The organism is Pseudomonas sp. GL_103 (genome assembly GCF_057835175.1).
In genome coordinates this window covers 2,218,392-2,235,571 of sequence record NZ_CM174420.1, presented here as the reverse complement: position 1 = coordinate 2,235,571, position 17,180 = coordinate 2,218,392, and the positions used below count along the sequence as shown (strand labels likewise).

General features: G+C 60.6%; 13 protein-coding genes and 5 tRNA genes. 7 read left to right on the top strand and 11 right to left on the bottom strand.

The annotated features are described in order from the left end of the window. The first annotated feature begins 4 nt into the window (after positions 1-4). Both AC3IP0_RS10175 and AC3IP0_RS10170 read left to right on the top strand, forming a co-directional pair. Positions 5-895, top strand: coding sequence for a LysR family transcriptional regulator (locus tag AC3IP0_RS10175; RefSeq protein ID WP_008047336.1), 891 nt, complete (start codon positions 5-7; stop codon positions 893-895). Positions 896-960: 65 nt separating this feature from the next. Further along, complete coding sequence (locus AC3IP0_RS10170) at positions 961-4,239, top strand: sensor domain-containing protein (RefSeq protein ID WP_489319119.1); 3,279 nt, start codon at positions 961-963, stop codon at positions 4,237-4,239. A gap of 31 nt (positions 4,240-4,270) precedes the next feature. On the opposite strand, the gene AC3IP0_RS10165 is transcribed toward AC3IP0_RS10170, so the two are convergent. The 9 genes from AC3IP0_RS10165 to gltX form a co-directional block, all read right to left on the bottom strand. Continuing rightward, complete coding sequence (locus AC3IP0_RS10165; RefSeq protein ID WP_150756483.1) at positions 4,271-5,230, bottom strand: tRNA dihydrouridine synthase; 960 nt, start codon at positions 5,228-5,230, stop codon at positions 4,271-4,273. A gap of 130 nt (positions 5,231-5,360) precedes the next feature. After that, the gene (locus AC3IP0_RS10160) at positions 5,361-5,822 is read right to left on the bottom strand and encodes an acyl-CoA thioesterase (protein ID WP_489319116.1); all 462 of its coding nucleotides are present in this window, start codon (positions 5,820-5,822) and stop codon (positions 5,361-5,363) included. Between the two features lie 49 nt (positions 5,823-5,871). Then, positions 5,872-6,705 (bottom strand): alpha/beta fold hydrolase, encoded by an 834-nt coding sequence (locus tag AC3IP0_RS10155; RefSeq protein ID WP_489319115.1) that lies wholly within the window; start codon positions 6,703-6,705, stop codon positions 5,872-5,874. A 29-nt stretch (positions 6,706-6,734) separates the two neighbouring features. Further along, positions 6,735-7,274 (bottom strand): TetR/AcrR family transcriptional regulator, encoded by a 540-nt coding sequence (locus AC3IP0_RS10150; protein ID WP_056722152.1) that lies wholly within the window; start codon positions 7,272-7,274, stop codon positions 6,735-6,737. 185 nt (positions 7,275-7,459) lie between these two features. Next, a tRNA-Glu gene (locus tag AC3IP0_RS10145) sits at positions 7,460-7,535 on the bottom strand. 80 nt (positions 7,536-7,615) lie between these two features. Then, positions 7,616-7,691: transfer RNA gene (locus AC3IP0_RS10140), tRNA-Ala, on the bottom strand. 53 nt (positions 7,692-7,744) lie between these two features. After that, a tRNA-Glu gene (locus AC3IP0_RS10135) sits at positions 7,745-7,820 on the bottom strand. Between the two features lie 79 nt (positions 7,821-7,899). Then, a tRNA-Ala gene (locus tag AC3IP0_RS10130) sits at positions 7,900-7,975 on the bottom strand. A gap of 256 nt (positions 7,976-8,231) precedes the next feature. Further along, entirely contained in the window at positions 8,232-9,713 is a 1,482-nt protein-coding gene (gene gltX / locus AC3IP0_RS10125) for a glutamate--tRNA ligase (protein WP_489319114.1), read from the bottom strand. A gap of 230 nt (positions 9,714-9,943) precedes the next feature. On the opposite strand from gltX, the gene AC3IP0_RS10120 reads away from it, so the two are divergent. Both AC3IP0_RS10120 and AC3IP0_RS10115 read left to right on the top strand, forming a co-directional pair. After that, positions 9,944-11,032 (top strand): HlyD family secretion protein, encoded by a 1,089-nt coding sequence (locus AC3IP0_RS10120; RefSeq protein ID WP_489319113.1) that lies wholly within the window; start codon positions 9,944-9,946, stop codon positions 11,030-11,032. Further along, a complete protein-coding gene (locus AC3IP0_RS10115; protein ID WP_489327301.1) occupies positions 11,022-12,572 on the top strand; it encodes an MDR family MFS transporter in 1,551 nt (516 codons plus the stop codon). Before AC3IP0_RS10120 ends, AC3IP0_RS10115 begins: the two co-directional genes overlap by 11 nt. 110 nt (positions 12,573-12,682) lie before the next feature. Here the strand turns inward: AC3IP0_RS10115 and uvrB are convergent, their stop codons facing one another. Then, on the bottom strand, positions 12,683-14,698 hold the full coding sequence (uvrB, locus tag AC3IP0_RS10110) for an excinuclease ABC subunit UvrB (RefSeq protein WP_489319111.1): 2,016 nt from the start codon (positions 14,696-14,698) through the stop codon (positions 12,683-12,685). A 335-nt stretch (positions 14,699-15,033) separates the two neighbouring features. Between uvrB and AC3IP0_RS10105 the strand changes: the two genes are divergently transcribed. Both AC3IP0_RS10105 and AC3IP0_RS10100 read left to right on the top strand, forming a co-directional pair. Continuing rightward, positions 15,034-16,230, top strand: coding sequence for an amino acid aminotransferase (locus AC3IP0_RS10105; RefSeq protein WP_008050829.1), 1,197 nt, complete (start codon positions 15,034-15,036; stop codon positions 16,228-16,230). Positions 16,231-16,364: 134 nt separating this feature from the next. Then, the gene (locus tag AC3IP0_RS10100) at positions 16,365-16,574 is read left to right on the top strand and encodes a hypothetical protein (RefSeq protein ID WP_489319110.1); all 210 of its coding nucleotides are present in this window, start codon (positions 16,365-16,367) and stop codon (positions 16,572-16,574) included. On the opposite strand, the gene AC3IP0_RS10095 is transcribed toward AC3IP0_RS10100, so the two are convergent. Then, a complete protein-coding gene (locus AC3IP0_RS10095) occupies positions 16,571-16,801 on the bottom strand; it encodes a hypothetical protein (RefSeq protein ID WP_489319109.1) in 231 nt (76 codons plus the stop codon). The two genes, AC3IP0_RS10100 and AC3IP0_RS10095, sit on opposite strands and share 4 nt — an antisense overlap. A 227-nt stretch (positions 16,802-17,028) precedes the next feature. On the opposite strand from AC3IP0_RS10095, the gene AC3IP0_RS10090 reads away from it, so the two are divergent. Then, positions 17,029-17,104 (top strand) — tRNA-Asn (locus AC3IP0_RS10090). Positions 17,105-17,180 lie beyond the last annotated feature (76 nt).

Here is a 17,180-nt window from a genome sequence, read left to right as displayed (position 1 = left end):
AACCATGGACCTGGCCAACCTCAATGCTTTTATTGCCATCGCCGAGACCGGAAGCTTCTCCGGCGCCGGGGAACGGCTGCACCTGACCCAGCCTGCGATCAGCAAACGCATCGCCGGGCTGGAGCAGCAATTGAAGGTACGCCTGTTCGATCGCCTGGGGCGTGAAGTGGGCCTGACCGAAGCCGGGCGCGCCCTGCTGCCGCGGGCCTACCAGATCCTCAATGTCCTCGATGATACGCGCCGTGCGCTGACCAACCTCACGGGCGAAGTGACCGGCCGTCTGACCCTGGCCACCAGTCACCACATTGGCCTGCACCGTTTGCCGCCTTTATTAAGGGAGTTCACCCGGCGCTATCCACAGGTGGCGCTGGATATTCAGTTCCTCGATTCGGAAGTGGCCTACGAGGAAATTCTCCATGGTCGTGCCGAACTGGCGGTCATCACCCTGGCGCCGGAACCCCATGCGCTGGTCAAGGCCACCCCGGTGTGGGACGACCCGCTGGATTTCGTGGTTGCCCCGGAGCATTCGCTACTCAATAACGGCAAGGTCAGCCTGGCGGACATCGCCCGACACCCGGCGGTCTTCCCCGGCGGCAACACCTTTACCCACCACATCGTGCAGCGGCTGTTTGAAGCCCAGGGCCTGACGCCTAACATAGCCATGAGCACCAACTACCTGGAAACCATCAAGATGATGGTCTCGATCGGCCTGGCCTGGAGCGTTTTGCCGCGCACCATGCTCGATGACCAGGTGGCGCGCATACCTTTGCCGGGCATACAGCTCACTCGCCAGCTAGGCTATATCTTGCACACGGAAAGGACACTGTCGAACGCCGCGCGGGCCTTCATGGCGCTGCTGGATGCTCAACTCGATCCGCCAGGGACTCAAGGCTAAGTTGTGCTACTCCTATAGAGCCGCGAACTCCCGTGCCAAACGCCCATTCAGCCTAAGGCTTGCCAATGCCCAAATCTGTCGACCGTATTCCGCCTATGCCGCGTATACAGGCACTTGACCCGAAAAACTCCGAACAGAGCTGGGAAAGTGCCTCGCAACTGTTGGCCGCGCTCAACGGCGCGCGTCTGGGTGCCTGGTATTGGGACATCGAGCGCGGGCAGATCAGCTGGTCCCGGGGTACGCAGGCGCTGTTCGGCTTCGACCCCCGCAAACCGTTGCCACGGGATCTGGAATACCTCGACCTGCTGCCCCCGGAGGATCGCGCGAAAACCCTTCGCGCATTCCATGCGGTCATCGCTGGCGCGCCGCTGGAGCAAGCGATGCATCACCGCATCCGCTGGCCCGATGGCAGCCTGCACTGGCTGGAAATCAACGGCAGCCTGTTGCCGGACAAGCACGGCAGGCCACGGATGATCGGCGTAATCCGCGAGATTACCCACCAGCGCCAGCGCGAACAGGCGTTGAGCAGCTCGGAAAAACGCTTCGCCACCCTGTTCCACCTGTGCCCGAACATGGTCCTGCTGACCCGCCAGGAAGACGGCCTGATTTCCGAAGCCAACCAGTATTTCGAAAGCCTGTTCGGCTGGCCGGTGCAAAACGCGATCGGCCGCACCACCCTGGAGCTGGGCCTGTGGGTGCACCCCGAGCAACGGGACGAACTGGTCAAGGCCACCAAAGCCAAAGGCGACCTGGTCAGCATGGAAGTGCAGTTTCGCGCCAGCAATGGCCAGGTCCACGACGGCATCCTCAGTGCGCAAAAAGTCGAGCTCGAAGGCCAACCCTATCTGCTAAGCACTTTCCTTGACACCACCGAACGCAAAATCGCCGAACATGCCCTCAAGGACAGCCAGGAGCGCCTCGACCTGGCCCTGGATTCGGCGCAACTCGGCACCTGGGACTGGCACATTCCCAGCGGCATGCTCTACGGATCGGCACGGGCCGCCCAACTGCACGGCCTGGACGCCAAACCCTTCCACGAGTCCTTCGACGAATTCTTCGAAGGCGTGCCCGGCGAAGAACGCGACACCATGCGCGACGCTTACCGCAGTTTGCGTGAAGGCCCGGCCGGCAACTACCAATTGACCTACCGCGTGCAATTGCCCGACGGCAGCTCGCGCTATCTGGAAAGCCGTGCGCGCCTCTACCGTGATGACAACGGCGTGCCGGTGCGCATGGCCGGCACATTGCTCGACATCACCGACCAGGTGGAGCGCGAACAACGGCTGGTGGCCTCCGAAGAAAAATTCGCCACGCTGTTCCAGGTCAGCCCCGATCCGATCTGCGTCACCCGCCAGGACTCCGGCCAGTTCATTGAGATCAACTCCAGCTTCACCCAGACCTTCGGCTGGAGTACCGCCGACGTGATCGGCCGCAGCGCCGACGAAATCGGCTTGTGGGACGCCTCGGCGAAAAGCCTGCGACGGATCGAACAAGTGATCCGCGAACAGGGCCTGAACAACGTGGCCATTCTGGTCCAGCACAAGGACGGACAGACCCTGACTTGCGTGATTTCCAGCCGCCAGATCAGCGTCGGCGACCAGCCCTGCATCGTCACCACGCTGCGCGACATCACTCAGCAACAGCGCTCGGAAGCGGCGCTCAAGGCCAGTGAAGAGAAATTCGCCAAGGCCTTCCACTCCAGCCCCGATGCCATCACCATCACCGAGCGCGACACCGGACGCTACCTGGAGGTCAACGACGGTTTCTGCCGCCTGACCGGCTACCGCGCCGAGGAAGTGGTGGGCCGCACGGTGTATCAGGTCGGGATTTGGGCTGAAGAAAAACAGCGCTCGGCGCTGCTGGCCGAATTGCAGATCAAGGGCCGGGTTCATCACCAGGAGATGCTCGGGCGTAACAAGCGCGGCGAACTGCTCACCGTTGAAGTCTCGGTGGAGCCGATCACCCTCAACGAAACCGCCTGTCTGCTGCTGACCGCGCGCGACGTCAGCCTGCTGAAAAACGCCGAAGCGCAGATCCGCCACCTGGCCTACCACGACCCACTGACCAACCTGCCCAACCGCGCCTTGCTGATGGACCGCCTGAGCCAGCAGATCGCCCTGCTCAAACGGCATAACCTGCGCGGCGCGCTGATGTTCCTCGACCTCGACCACTTCAAGCACATCAACGACTCCCTCGGGCACCCGGTGGGCGATACCGTGCTGAAAATCATCACTGCGCGCCTGGAGGCCAGCGTGCGCATGGAGGACACCGTCGCGCGCCTGGGCGGTGACGAATTCGTGGTGCTGCTCAGCGGCCTCGAAGGCTCGCGCAGTGAGGTCAGCGATCAGGTTCGAGAAGTGGCCGACACCATCCGCGAACTGCTGTCCGAACCGATGTTCCTCGACGGCCAGCGCCTGCAAGTGACGCCCAGCATCGGCATTGCGCTGATCCCCGATCACGGCTCGACCCCGACCGACCTGCTCAAGCGCGCCGACATCGCGCTTTATCGCGCCAAGGACTCGGGGCGAAATACCGCGCAGATGTATCACAACACCATGCAGAAGGCCGCGAGCGAACGCCTGCGCATGGAAACCGACCTGCGCCTGGCACTTTCCCGAGGCGAGTTTCGCGTGCATTACCAACCCCAGGTCGACGCCCGGGGCGACCGCATCGTAGGCGCCGAGGCCCTGGTACGCTGGAATCATCCGGAGCTCGGCCCGCAGTCACCCAACGAGTTCATCAAGGTACTGGAAGACAGCGGACTGATTCTGGAGGTCGGCACCTGGATCCTCGACGAAGCCTGCCAGGCCTTCAAACAGTTGATCGACGACGGTCTGGTGAATCCGTACAAATTCAGCCTTTGCGTGAACATCAGCCCGCGCCAGTTCCGCCAGAACGACTTCGTCGAACGAATTGAAAACAGCCTGGCCAGCTATGGCCTGCCCTGCTCCCTGTTGAAGCTGGAAATCACCGAAGGTATCGTGATCCAGAACCTGGAAGACACCATCAGCAAAATGCGTCGCCTGAAAAAACTCGGCGTGAGCTTCGCCATGGACGACTTCGGCACCGGCTACTCCTCACTGACCTACCTCAAGCGCTTGCCGGTCGATACCCTGAAAATCGACAAGTCGTTTATCCGCGACGCCACCAGCGACCCGAACGACGCCGAGATCATCCGCGCCATCGTCGCCATGGCCCGCAGCCTGGATTTGAAGGTGATTGCCGAAGGGGTGGAAACGGCGGAGCAGCTTGAGTTCCTGCAGGGGCTGGAGTGCCACTTCTACCAAGGGTATTTGCACAGCCAGCCGTTGCCGGTGGAAGAGTTTAAAAAACTGCTTAAGTAGCGCTTTTTAGAGAGTAAGGCACAAAAAAGGCTCAGGCCGCTTCAGCCACCGGCAGCCCCAACAACCGCGAGACGTTATCCAGCTCGGTCTCACGGCGCAGCACGGTGAACAGCTCCACCGCCTCGGGATAATTGCGGGTCAGCATCGCCAGCCATTGCTTCAGGCGACCCGGCGACTGGCGTGGCGTCATCTGTGCCTTGGCTTGCAGCCAGAAGTCCTGGATCAGTGGCAGCAACTCGGACCAGGTCATCTCGACGACCTCCTCACCGGCCCGCGCCGCGGCGATCTGCCGGGCGAGATCCGGACGCGAAACCAGGCCACGACCGAGCATGATGTCTTCCACGCCGCTGATCTCGCGGCAGCGACGCCAGTCTTCGACGCTCCAGATATCGCCGTTGGCGAACACCGGCACCTTGACCACATCCTGCACCCGCGGAATCCACTCCCAGTGCGCTGGCGGCTTGTAGCCGTCGACCTTGGTCCGAGCGTGCACCACGATATGTTCGGCGCCGCCTTCGGCCAGAGCCGTGGCACACACCAGCGAACCGTCCGGGCTGTCGAAGCCCAGGCGCATCTTGGCGGTGACTGGAATGTGCGCGGGGACGGCACGACGAACGTGTTCGACGATCTGGTTGAGCAGTTCGGGCTCCTTGAGCAGGACCGCACCACCACGGGACTTGTTGACGGTCTTGGCCGGGCAGCCGAAGTTCAGGTCGATCACTTCGGAACCCAGTTCACAAGCCAGCGCGGCATTTTCCGCCAGGCACACCGGATCGGAACCGAGCAGTTGCACACGCAGCGGCACACCGGAGGCCGTCCGGGCACCGTTAAGCAACTCCGGGCCGAACTTGTGGAAATAGGCAGGTGTCAGCAACTGGTCGTTGACCCGAATGAACTCGGTCACGCACCAGTCAATACCACCCACGCGGGTCAGCACATCGCGCAGGATGTCGTCGACCAACCCCTCCATGGGCGCCAAAGCAATTTGCATGAAAAACACACTCGAGGAAAAACGTGCGGCAGTTTACTGGATTGCGCGAAGAATCTGCAGAACATCGCGACCACCTGTGGGAGCGAGCTTGCTCGCGATTCAGGCAATGCGGTTAATCAGACACACCGCGTTATCGTTCATCGCGAGCAAGCTCGCTCCCACATTGGATCAACGCCGGGCCATAGCCCTCGATAAACTCTACTGGCATGCGCTTGGGCTTGCCGGTGGACAGCTCGATGCAGACGAACGTGGTCTGCGCGCGCAATAGCGTGGTGTTGTCGCTGGGGCGGATCAGCTGGAAGTGCCGGGTCATTTTCAGGCGCTGGTCCCAATCGACGATCCAGGTCGCCAATTGCAACTCATCGTCCTCATAGGCAGCCGCCAGGTAATCGATCTCGTGCCGCACCACCGCCATCGCCCGGTCCAGCCGGCGATACTCGACCAGGTCCAGACCAAGGCGCTGGGAGTGGCGCCAGGCACAGCGCTCGAGCCAGGTCACGTAGACCGCGTTGTTCGCGTGCCCCAACCCGTCAATGTCCTCGGCGCTCACTTGCAGATCAATGATGAACGGCGTTTCCCGATCCCAGCCCATGCCCGACTCCCTGGTCAGATAATTTCGACCGGGGCAGTGTAACGGAAGCTCAGGCGGATTGGCGTGATTGCAGACTGCGCCCGGCCAGCAGTGATAACACGCCATCAATCACCTGCGGGTCAGCCAACACTCGCTGATGACCACCGTCCTTCAAACGCAACAAGCGGCTGTCGAACCAGGCTTCGTGAATCAACTGGGATTCCTTCACAGAGACAAAGTTGTCGTCTTCGGCGTGGACAATCAGGCCGGGCATCTCGAGTTGATAGTGCGCGACATCCAGCGTCGCGGCTCGCATGCCGACGTCTTGCTCGACCTGGCGAATGAACGCCGAGCGGGCCTTCGGCGGCAGCCCGACATAACGGGCGAAACCACGCAGTACGCCGAGAATCCGCGCCGGGGCGGCAATGCTGACCAGAGTTTCGGTGCGCAACCCCAACTGGACCGCGAGCATCGCACTGGCGCCGCCCATGGAGTGGCCGATGACCGCTTGCAGGGGGGGCAGTTCGGCAGCCGCCTCAAGCATGGCGCGGGCGAACAGCACCACATTCGCTTCGCTGCCCGGCGAGCGACCGTGGGCCGGCCCATCCAGGGCCACGACCGAGTAACCGGCATCGACCAGCGCGGTGATGAGGCTGGCAAACTGCGTCGGCCGCCCCTCCCAACCATGCATCAGCAACACTGCCGGGCCCTGGCCCCAGCGCAAGGCCGAGAGACCGAACCGCAGGGTGATCCGCTCGGACTTGGCCAACAGTGGCAGCTCCCAGTCACGCAGCGGCAGATCCCTTGGCGTCATGAACGCCTGTCGCATTCTGCTTGCGACCAGTTTCGGGGCAAACCAGCCCAAGGTGCCATTAACGCCACGAACCCACTTTAACGCGCTCATCGCATTCTCCTCAGACCGCAGCCTTCAGGTCAGCGCACTGCCGATTTGGCGGCGCGCAGTAATCGATCGGACAACTCTCCCGGCCCCAGCGCCCGCGCCAGAGCCAGCCCACCCACCATCAAGGCCATGTCGGCCAGGGCTTTTTCGGTTTCTTCAGGGCTGGCCGCCAACTGCGCGACCATCAATTCCACATGCTCATTGAGCGCAACACGAAACGCTTCCGGCAGCCGCCCCAGTTCGCCGACCGATGCCGGGATCGGGCAGGCCGATTCGGAGGAATCACGGTGTTTTCGCGACAGATAAAACGCCGCCACCAGCGCGCGGCGCTCTTCACCCGTCAACTCCGAGTCCATGTCGGCAATCAGGTCACGGCGGTGACCGAGCAATTGCCTGAACGCCTCGAGCATCATCGCGTCCTTGCTTTCGAAGTGTGCGTAGAAGCCGCCGACCGTCAGGCCCGCCGCGCCCATCACTTCGCCCACACTTGGCTCGGCCGGGCCGCGCTGAATCAGCGCTGCGCTGGCAGCCTTGAGGATGCGTTCGCGGGTTTGAGCTTTTTTATCGTTCATCGTTGCCTCCGAATATTACGATTGAAATATTATTCTCATAATAAATTTTAGCAAGTCATGGGCGTGACCGCTGGTCTGAAGAACAGTTTTTTTGGAAATAGAGGAATTTGGCCAAACGCCAGACAAACAAAAGGGCCATTCAATAATTGAATGACCCTTATAAAATCCCGCAGAGCGGGTAATCGTGGCGTCCCCTAGGGGACTCGAACCCCTGTTACCGCCGTGAAAGGGCGGTGTCCTAGGCCACTAGACGAAGGGGACACAAACCCTTCTATACAACTGATCAGTGCTGAGTGCTGATCGATTCAAGGCCGGTGTGGCCAGACCTTGAACTGTAAAATTGGTGGAGCTAAGCGGGATCGAACCGCTGACCTCCTGCATGCCATGCAGGCGCTCTCCCAGCTGAGCTATAGCCCCGGATTTTTCGCCTCGCGGCGGAGCGACATCTTGCAACATCGCTTCTGTAAAACTGGCGTCCCCTAGGGGACTCGAACCCCTGTTACCGCCGTGAAAGGGCGGTGTCCTAGGCCACTAGACGAAGGGGACGCAAACCCTTCTATACAACTGATCAACGCTGAGTGTTGATCGCTTCAAGGCCTGTGTGGCCAGGCCCTGAAGTGTAAATTGGTGGAGCTAGACGGGATCGAACCGTCGACCTCTTGCATGCCATGCAAGCGCTCTCCCAGCTGAGCTATAGCCCCTCATCGTTGATGTCATCGCTGAGGACGGGGCGAATCTTAAGGGCGTATCGAAAGCCTGTCAAACTTATTTTTCAAAAAATTTAAAATTTTTTGCCGACATAACAACCACTTACCGCCCTCCCCCCGGAAATCCGGGGTTTGGGGAAAGAGCGCAGGCCCGTAGGAGCTGGCGAAGCCTGCGATCTTTTCGGAGCAACCAGAAAGCAAGATCAAAAGATCGCAGCCTTCGGCAGCTCCTACACAAGGTCAAATGCTCTTAGGCGATAGCGCCCAGCAGCTTTTCCCACTCTTTGTTTTCTTTCTTTGACACGCCGCCCAGCAGGTCAATGGCCTGGCGCAGACGGAAACGGGTCAGGTCCGGCCCGAGGATTTCCATCGCATCGAGCACCGACACCGAACTGGCCTGGCCGGTGATCGCAGCGAACATCAGCGGCATGGCGTCACGCAGCTTCAACTCCAGGGACTCGACCACCGCCTGAATGGTCGCGGTGATGCTGTCCTTCTCCCACTGACGCAGGCTTTCGAGCTTCCACAGGATCAACTGCATCAACTGGCGGACCTGATCGCCCGAGAGCTTCTTGGATTCGAACAGCTTGGCATCGGGGTTCACGCCACCGGCAAAGAAGAACCCGGCCAGTGGTGCCACCTGGCTGAAGGTTTCGACCCGGCCCTGCACGTGCGGTGCGATCTTCATCATGTATTCGGAGTTGAACGCCCACTTCTGCACGCGCGTGGCGAACTCTTCCACCGGCAGGTCGCGCAGCCACTGGCCGTTGAGCCACGACAGCTTCTCGATGTCGAAGATCGGCCCGCCGAGGGACACGCGCTTGAGATCGAAGTTGTCGACCATTTCCTGCAGCGAGAACTTCTCGCGCTCGTCCGGCATCGACCAGCCCATGCGGCCCAGGTAGTTGAGCATCGCTTCCGGCATGAAGCCCATGCGCTCGTAGAAGGTCACCGAGGTCGGGTTCTTGCGCTTGGACAGCTTGCTCTTGTCCGGGTTACGCAGCAGCGGCATGTAGCACAGCTCCGGTTGTTCCCAGCCGAAGTATTCGTACAGCAGGATCAGCTTCGGTGCCGATGGTAGCCATTCTTCGCCACGCAATACGTGGGTGATGCCCATCAGGTGGTCGTCGACCACGTTGGCCAGGAAGTACGTCGGCAGGCCGTCGGTCTTCATCAGGACTTGCATGTCCATGCGGTCCCACGGGATTTCAACGTCGCCACGGAGCATGTCCGGCACCACGCAGACGCCTTCGCTCGGCACTTTCATGCGGATAACGTGGGGCTCGCCAGCCGCCAGGCGACGGGCGACTTCTTCCTTGGACAGCAGCAGCGCGCGGCCGTCGTAACGCGGGGTTTCACCGCGAGCCATCTGCTCGGCGCGCATCTGGTCCAGCTCTTCGGCGGTGCAGAAGCACGGGAAGGCATGGCCCATCTCGACCAATTGCTGGCAATACTTCTGATAAATATCGCCGCGCTCGCTTTGACGGTACGGACCGTGCGGGCCGCCGACGTCCGGGCCTTCGCTCCAGTCGATCCCCAGCCAGCGCAAAGCGTCGAAAATCTGCTGTTCGGACTCGCGGGTCGAACGCAGTTGGTCAGTGTCTTCGATCCGCAGGATGAACTCACCGCCGTGCTGCTTGGCAAAGCAATAGTTGAACAAGGCGATGTAGGCGGTACCTACGTGGGGATCCCCGGTAGGCGATGGCGCGATGCGAGTGCGGACGGTGGTCATGGCATGTCTCGAAAAGAATAAAAGCGAAGTTCAAACAAGGCGCGAATGGTAACAGGCGACACCCGCCCGGCTCCAGTGAACAGGGCATTTAAGCCAAGGTTGCGTCTGTAACGCCCGTATGGCGAGGTGAATGGCCGAATATCAGCCGATGGCATTTACCACTTATCGGCTGTATGCCAGATTTGCCTGCTGATAACTTCTCTTACAATTTCTCGACTACAGTTTGCCTCATGCCTGCCCAACTCAAGCGTCGCCTCTTCTCGTTCCTGCTGATTGTCCTATTGATTGCCGGGGGCCTGTTTGCCCATTGGCTCTTGAAGGGGCGCTTTTATGAAAGCACCGACAACGCCTATGTCCAGGGCGAGATCACCCGCGTGTCGAGCCAATTGGGCGCGCGTATCGATCGGGTGCTAGTGCAGGACAACCAGCATGTCGAGAAAGGCCAGTTGCTGATCAAACTCGAAGGCGACGACTTCCGCCTCGCTGTCGACCGCGCCAATGCCGCCCTGGCCACCCGCCAGGCCGAGCGCCTGCAAGCCCAGAGCAAACTGACCCAGCAGGCCAGCCTGATTGCCGCCAGCGAAGCGCAAGTCGCGTCCAGCCAGGCGAGCCTGGGTCGCTCGCAGATCGACCTGACCCGCGCCGAGACCTTGCGCAAACCCGGTTATGTCTCGGAAGAACGGGTGACCACCCTCTCCGCCGAATCCCACATTGCCCGCTCGCAAGTGGCCAAGGCCCAGGCCGACGCGCAAAGCCAGCGCCAGCAAGTCAACGCACTCACCGCTGAGATCAAACGCCTCGACGCGCAGATCGCCAACGCCAAAACCGACCTGGCCCAAGCCGAACTGAACCTGACCCGCAGCGAAATCCACGCGCCTATCAGCGGCCTGATCGGCCAGCGTGCAGCCCGTGAAGGCCAATACGTGCAGGCCGGCGCCTACCTGTTGTCGATCGTGCCGGACGAAGACATCTGGATTCAGGCCAATTTCAAGGAAACCCAGATTGGCCACATGCAGCCCGGACAGGAAGCCGAACTGACCTTCGACGCCTACAGCGACACCCCGATCAAGGCCCGGGTCGACAGCCTGTTCGCCGCCTCGGGTGCGCAATTCAGCCTGTTGCCGCCGGACAATGCCACGGGCAACTTCACCAAAGTCGTACAACGGATTCCGGTAAAACTGACCTTCGCCGCGGACAATCCGCTGCGCGGCAAGATCCGCCCGGGCATGTCGGTCACCGCCAAGGTGAACATCAAGGACGCCCCTGAAGATGTCACCCCCAAAGTGAGCCACAAAGACGCCCCTGACGATGGCCGGTGATCAACTGATCCGCCCGGTCGACGAACCGACCCGGCGGGACTGGATTGCGGTGATGAGCGTGATGCTCGGTGCGTTCATGGCGGTGCTGGACATCCAGATCACCAACTCCTCGCTCAAGGACATCCAGGGTGCGCTGTCGGCGACCCTGGAAGAAGGTTCGTGGATTTCCACCTCGTACCTGGTGGCGGAAATCATCATGATCCCGCTCACCGCCTGGCTCGTGCAGTTGCTGTCGGCCCGGCGCCTGGCGGTCTGGGTGTCCCTCGGATTCCTGGCCGCATCCCTGCTCTGCTCCATGGCGTGGAGCCTGGAAAGCATGATCGTGTTCCGCGCCCTTCAAGGGTTTACCGGTGGCGCGCTGATTCCGCTGGCGTTCACCCTCACCCTGATTAAGCTCCCGGAGCACCACCGCGCCAAAGGCATGGCCATGTTCGCCATGACCGCCACCTTCGCCCCCTCAATCGGCCCGACCCTCGGCGGCTGGCTGACGGAAAACTGGGGCTGGGAATACATTTTCTACATCAACATCCCACCCGGCCTGATCATGATCGCCGGCCTGATGTACGGCCTGGAGAAGAAAGAAGCCCACTGGGAATTGCTGAAAAGCACCGACTACGCCGGCATTCTCACCCTCGGCGTCGGGCTCGGTTGCTTGCAGGTGTTTCTGGAGGAAGGCCATCGCAAGGACTGGCTGGAATCGAGCCTGATCGTGACCCTGGGCAGCATCGCGCTGGTCAGCCTGATCAGCTTTGTGATCGTGCAGACCTCCAAACCCAATCCGCTGATCAACCTCGGCATCCTGCGCAATCGCAACTTTGGCTTATCGAGTATTTCCAGTGTCGGAATGGGGGTCGGGTTGTACGGCTCGATCTACCTGCTGCCGCTGTACCTGGCGCAGATCCAGAACTACAACGCCCTGCAGATTGGCGAAGTGATCATGTGGATGGGCGTGCCGCAGCTGTTCCTGATTCCGCTGGTGCCGAAGCTGATGAAGTATGTCTCGCCCAAATGGCTGTGCACCCTGGGCTTCGGGCTGTTCGGGCTGGCGAGTTTCTCTTCGGGCGTGCTGAACCCGGACTTTGCCGGGCCGCAGTTCAATCAGATCCAGATCATCCGCGCCCTGGGGCAGCCGCTGATCATGGTCACCATCTCGCTGATCGCCACCGCTTATATCCTGCCCCAGGATGCGGGATCGGCCTCGAGCCTGTTCAACATCTTGCGCAACCTTGGCGGCGCCATCGGCATCGCCCTGCTCGCCACGCTGCTGGATGCGCGGACCAAGGTTTACTTTGACTACCTGCGTGAATCCATCGTGCCGAGCAATCCGCAGGTGGCGGAGCGGATCGCCTCGCTGGCTGACCGGCTGGGCAACGAAACGGCAGCCCTGGGCAAACTCAGCGAGATCGCCCATCAGCAGGCGTCGATCATGGCCTATAACGATGCGTTTCACTTTGTCGGGATTGCGCTGGGGATCAGCATGCTGGCGGTGTTGCTGACCAGGAAGCTGCCGGAGGGGTTGAAGGCTGGGGAAGCGCATTGACTCACCACAAATCAATGTAGGAGCTGCCGAAGGCTGCGATCTCTTGACCTTGCTTCAGAAAAACAAGATCAAGAGATCGCAGCCTTCGGCAGCTCCTACAGAGGGGGACGTCAGACGGTGATCAACCGCTCCCGCAACTTGCCAATCTCATCGCGCATCTGCGCCGCGGCTTCAAACTCCAGATCACGCGCCAACGCATACATCTTCTCTTCCAGGGCTTTGATACGCTTGGCGATCTCGCCCGGCGAGCGCAATTGCGCTTCGTATTTGGCGTTTTCCTCGGCGGCCTTGGCCATGCCCTTGCGCTTCTTGCTGCGCGAACCGGGCACGGTGGCGCCCTCCATGATGTCGGCGACGTCCTTGAACACGCCTTTGGGTGTGATCCCGTTGGCCAGGTTGAAGGCGATCTGCTTGTCGCGACGACGTTCGGTTTCGCCGATGGCGCGCTCCATGGAACCGGTGATCCGGTCGGCATACAGAATCGCCCGGCCATTGAGGTTACGCGCCGCCCGGCCGATGGTCTGGATCAGCGAGCGCTCGGAACGCAGGAAACCTTCCTTGTCGGCATCGAGGATCGCCACCAGCGACACTTCCGGCATGTCCAGACCTTCACGCAACAGGTTGATGCCCACCAGCACATCGAAGGTGCCTAGGCGCAGATCGCGAATGATCTCGACCCGTTCCACGGTGTCGATGTCCGAGTGCAGATAACGCACACGCACGCCGTGATCCGCCAGATAGTCGGTCAAGTCTTCTGCCATGCGCTTGGTCAGCGTCGTGACCAACACCCGCTCCTCGACTGCGACTCGCTTGCTGATTTCCGAGAGCAAATCGTCGACCTGGGTCAGTGCCGGGCGGATCTCGATTTGCGGGTCCACCAGCCCGGTCGGGCGCACCACCATGTCAATGACGCGGCCAGCGTGTTCGGCTTCGTAGTTGCCCGGGGTCGCCGAGACGAAAATCGTCTGTGGGCTGATGCTTTCCCATTCATCGAAACGCATCGGCCGGTTGTCCAGGGCCGAAGGCAGGCGGAATCCGTATTCGACCAGGGTTTCCTTGCGCGAGCGGTCGCCCTTGTACATGGCGCCGACCTGCGGAACGCTGACATGGGATTCGTCGATCACCAGCAAGGCATCGGCCGGCAGGTAATCGTAAAGGGTTGGTGGCGCCGCGCCGGCTTCGCGGCCGGACAGATAGCGCGAGTAGTTTTCGATGCCGTTGCAGTAGCCCAGTTCGAGGATCATCTCCAGATCGAAACGGGTGCGCTGCTCCAGGCGCTGGGCTTCCACCAGCTTGTTGTTGGAGCGCAGGTATTCCAGGCGCTCCTGCAACTCGACCTTGATGCCTTCGACCGCGCCCATCAGGGTTTCCCGTGGCGTCACGTAGTGGCTCTTCGGGTAGAAAGTGAAGCGCGGCAACTTGCGAATGACTTCGCCGGTCAGCGGATCGAACGCCGACAGGCTTTCCACTTCATCGTCGAACAGCTCGATGCGGATCGCCTCGAAATCGGATTCCGCCGGGTGGATATCGATCACATCGCCGCGCACGCGGAAGGTCGCACGGGCAAAATCCATGTCGTTGCGGGTGTATTGCAGGTCGGCCAGGCGTCGCAGCAATTCGCGCTGATCGAGCCGGTCGCCGCGATCCACGTGCAACACCATCTTCAAATAGGTTTCCGGGCTGCCCAGGCCGTAGATGCAGGACACCGTGGTGACGATGATCGCGTCCTTGCGCTCCAGCAATGCCTTGGTCGCCGACAGACGCATCTGCTCGATGTGGTCGTTGATCGAGGCATCCTTCTCAATGAAGGTGTCCGAGGACGGCACGTAGGCTTCCGGCTGGTAGTAGTCGTAGTAGGAAACGAAATATTCCACCGCGTTGTTCGGGAAGAACGCCTTGAACTCCCCGTACAACTGCGCCGCCAGGGTCTTGTTCGGTGCCAGCACCAGGGTCGGGCGCTGCACCTGGGCGATCACGTTGGCGATGCTGAAGGTCTTGCCGGAGCCGGTCACACCGAGCAGCGTCTGGTGCGCCAGCCCTGCTTCGATGCCCTCGACCATCAGGCGGATGGCTTCCGGCTGATCGCCGGCGGGCTCGAAACGGGTGACTAGCTGGAATTCAGACATGAAATACCTCTGGATCACTCTTGCCGGTAAAACCGGCACGAACGAGAAAGACCGCAAACGACCGATGTCGCCCGAAGAAAAAACTGGATTGTGCTCAATGTGGAGCCGATTGCCAGCGCTTTCAAGGCAAACGTCCTACATCGCGCAAAACCTTTGCCGACGCCATTCGACTACCGGTCGAGAAATAATCGGAAAAACTTACCCGAAATGCTGATTCGCCTGTCGCCAGCCATCGCAAATGGCCTCTATACTAGCTCCCCGTTTGTGCACCGCTCTAGTGCATTCGGCTGGAGCGCGACACGTCCCTCCACACTCCATTCAGAGCCGCCGCAATAATGAGCCTGTTCTCCGCTGTCGAAATGGCACCACGCGATCCAATCCTGGGCCTCAACGAAGCATTCAACGCCGATACCCGGACCAACAAAGTCAACCTGGGAGTCGGTGTTTACTGCAACGAGGAGGGGCGAATTCCACTCCTGCGCGCCGTTGTCGAAGCCGAAACCATTCGCGCCGCTCAACACGTTTCCCGTGGCTACCTGCCAATCGATGGCATCGCCGCCTACGACCAGGCCGTGCAAAAGCTGCTGTTCGGCAATGACTCGCCGCTGATCGCTGCCGGCCGTGTGATCACCACCCAGGCCGTTGGCGGTACTGGCGCACTGAAAATCGGTGCCGACTTCCTCAAGCAACTGCTGCCGAACGCCGTCGTGGCGATCAGCGACCCGAGCTGGGAAAACCACCGCGCGCTGTTCGAAACCGCTGGTTTCCCGGTGCAGAACTACCGTTACTACGACGCCGCGACCCACGACGTGAACCGTACCGGCATGCTGGAAGACCTGAACGCGCTGCCAAACGGCTCGATCATTGTTCTGCACGCCTGCTGCCACAACCCGACCGGTGTGGACCTGAGCCCGGCGGACTGGAAAAACGTCCTGGAAGTCGTTAAAGCCAAAGGCCACGTGCCGTTCCTCGACATGGCGTATCAAGGTTTCGGCGATGGCATCGACGAAGACGCCGCCGCGGTACGCCTGTTTGCTGAATCGGGCCTGACTTTCTTCGCTTCCAGCTCGTTCTCCAAGTCGTTCTCGCTGTACGGCGAGCGCGTTGGGGCCCTGTCGATCGTCAGCGAATCGAAAGAAGAAAGCGCGCGCGTGTTGTCGCAAGTCAAACGCGTGATCCGCACCAACTACTCCAACCCGCCGACCCACGGTGCCAGCGTTGTCGCTGCGGTGCTGAACAGCCCGGAACTGCGCGCCCAGTGGGAAGCCGAACTGGCCGAAATGCGCCTGCGCATTCGTGGCATGCGCACCCAGATGGTCGACCTGCTGGCACAAAAAGCGCCTCAGCGCGATTTCAGCTTCGTCGGTCGTCAGTGCGGCATGTTCTCCTACTCCGGCCTGACGGTTGAGCAAGTTCACCGTCTGCGCAACGAGTTCGGCATCTACGCCCTGGACACCGGCCGCATCTGCGTGGCCGCGTTGAACCAGAGCAACATCAAGGTTGTGACGGACGCTATCGTCCAAGTCATCTGATTACGCCTTGACCTGAAAACGGGAAGCCACTGGCTTCCCGTTTTTTATTTGTTGCAGATTAATCTCAAAGCAGTGGCTCTGCCCTCTAAACTCCACAGGCTTGTATACACCCTGGAATTCCTGCGAGAACCCACATGAAAAACGATGACCTGCGCGCCGACCGCGATGACCTGGATGACCTGGATCACTTCACCCCCCGCGCCCCGACAAAACGCGGCAGCAACCTGGTAATGCAAGTCGCTGCTGGTGTATTCCTCGGTGGCCTGGCCCTGTGGCTGGTGCAATTGGGTGCCACGGCGCTCTACGCCAAACTGATGCTTGCCACGATTACCTTCGGCGGTTAAGCCAGTTCGGTCGCACGCTGGCTGGCAGCGTCGTCATAGGCGACATACAGCGATTCCGCGACCTGGCTCTTGATCGCTTTAGTGCTTTCCAGGCCCAGGACAAAACCTTCGGCCTTGCCGCCAGCGCGGTTCAATGCTTCAACGGTACCGGCCTGAGTGATGGCGTCGAACAACTTTTCGGCGTGGGGGCCGACACCTTTGGGCAGGCTGATCTGAGAGATGCTCATGGGCGCACCCCGTGGTGTCGAGGTGTGAGGGTCAAATGATTCATGGCGCGTACCTTTTCGGCGAATGGCCGGCAGCGCGTGTCACCACTTCCGGGTGGCCATGGTAGACCTCTGGGGCGATCCTGGTAACCGCCAATCGCCGCTAAACCACCGCCCGTCCCGATGATTCGCTCCAATTGTCATTCGATGCTTGACTTCTCTTTTTGAATCAGTAAGATACGCGCCATTCCGCGATAGCTCAGTTGGTAGAGCAAGTGACTGTTAATCACTGGGTCCCTGGTTCGAGTCCAGGTCGTGGAGCCAGACAAGGTTCCAGAGAAGGCTTTCAAAATCTCTGAAACCCCCGAAAACCCGCCTTCTGGCGGGTTTTTTCGTTTTG

What these genes read in the sequence shown, in the direction of transcription:
- uvrB (WP_489319111.1), bottom strand. Translation starts at nt 14,698, where the DNA reads ATGTCTGAATTCCAGCTAGTCACCCGTTTCGAGCCCGCCGGCGATCAG.
- AC3IP0_RS10100 (WP_489319110.1), top strand. Translation starts at nt 16,365, where the DNA reads ATGAAAAACGATGACCTGCGCGCCGACCGCGATGACCTGGATGACCTG.
- AC3IP0_RS10115 (WP_489327301.1), top strand. Translation starts at nt 11,022, where the DNA reads ATGGCCGGTGATCAACTGATCCGCCCGGTCGACGAACCGACCCGGCGG.
- AC3IP0_RS10105 (WP_008050829.1), top strand. Translation starts at nt 15,034, where the DNA reads ATGAGCCTGTTCTCCGCTGTCGAAATGGCACCACGCGATCCAATCCTG.
- AC3IP0_RS10095 (WP_489319109.1), bottom strand. Translation starts at nt 16,801, where the DNA reads ATGAGCATCTCTCAGATCAGCCTGCCCAAAGGTGTCGGCCCCCACGCC.
- AC3IP0_RS10120 (WP_489319113.1), top strand. Translation starts at nt 9,944, where the DNA reads ATGCCTGCCCAACTCAAGCGTCGCCTCTTCTCGTTCCTGCTGATTGTC.
- AC3IP0_RS10160 (WP_489319116.1), bottom strand. Translation starts at nt 5,822, where the DNA reads ATGGGCTGGGATCGGGAAACGCCGTTCATCATTGATCTGCAAGTGAGC.
- AC3IP0_RS10155 (WP_489319115.1), bottom strand. Translation starts at nt 6,705, where the DNA reads ATGAGCGCGTTAAAGTGGGTTCGTGGCGTTAATGGCACCTTGGGCTGG.
- AC3IP0_RS10170 (WP_489319119.1), top strand. Translation starts at nt 961, where the DNA reads ATGCCCAAATCTGTCGACCGTATTCCGCCTATGCCGCGTATACAGGCA.
- AC3IP0_RS10165 (WP_150756483.1), bottom strand. Translation starts at nt 5,230, where the DNA reads ATGCAAATTGCTTTGGCGCCCATGGAGGGGTTGGTCGACGACATCCTG.
- AC3IP0_RS10175 (WP_008047336.1), top strand. Translation starts at nt 5, where the DNA reads ATGGACCTGGCCAACCTCAATGCTTTTATTGCCATCGCCGAGACCGGA.
- AC3IP0_RS10150 (WP_056722152.1), bottom strand. Translation starts at nt 7,274, where the DNA reads ATGAACGATAAAAAAGCTCAAACCCGCGAACGCATCCTCAAGGCTGCC.
- gltX (WP_489319114.1), bottom strand. Translation starts at nt 9,713, where the DNA reads ATGACCACCGTCCGCACTCGCATCGCGCCATCGCCTACCGGGGATCCC.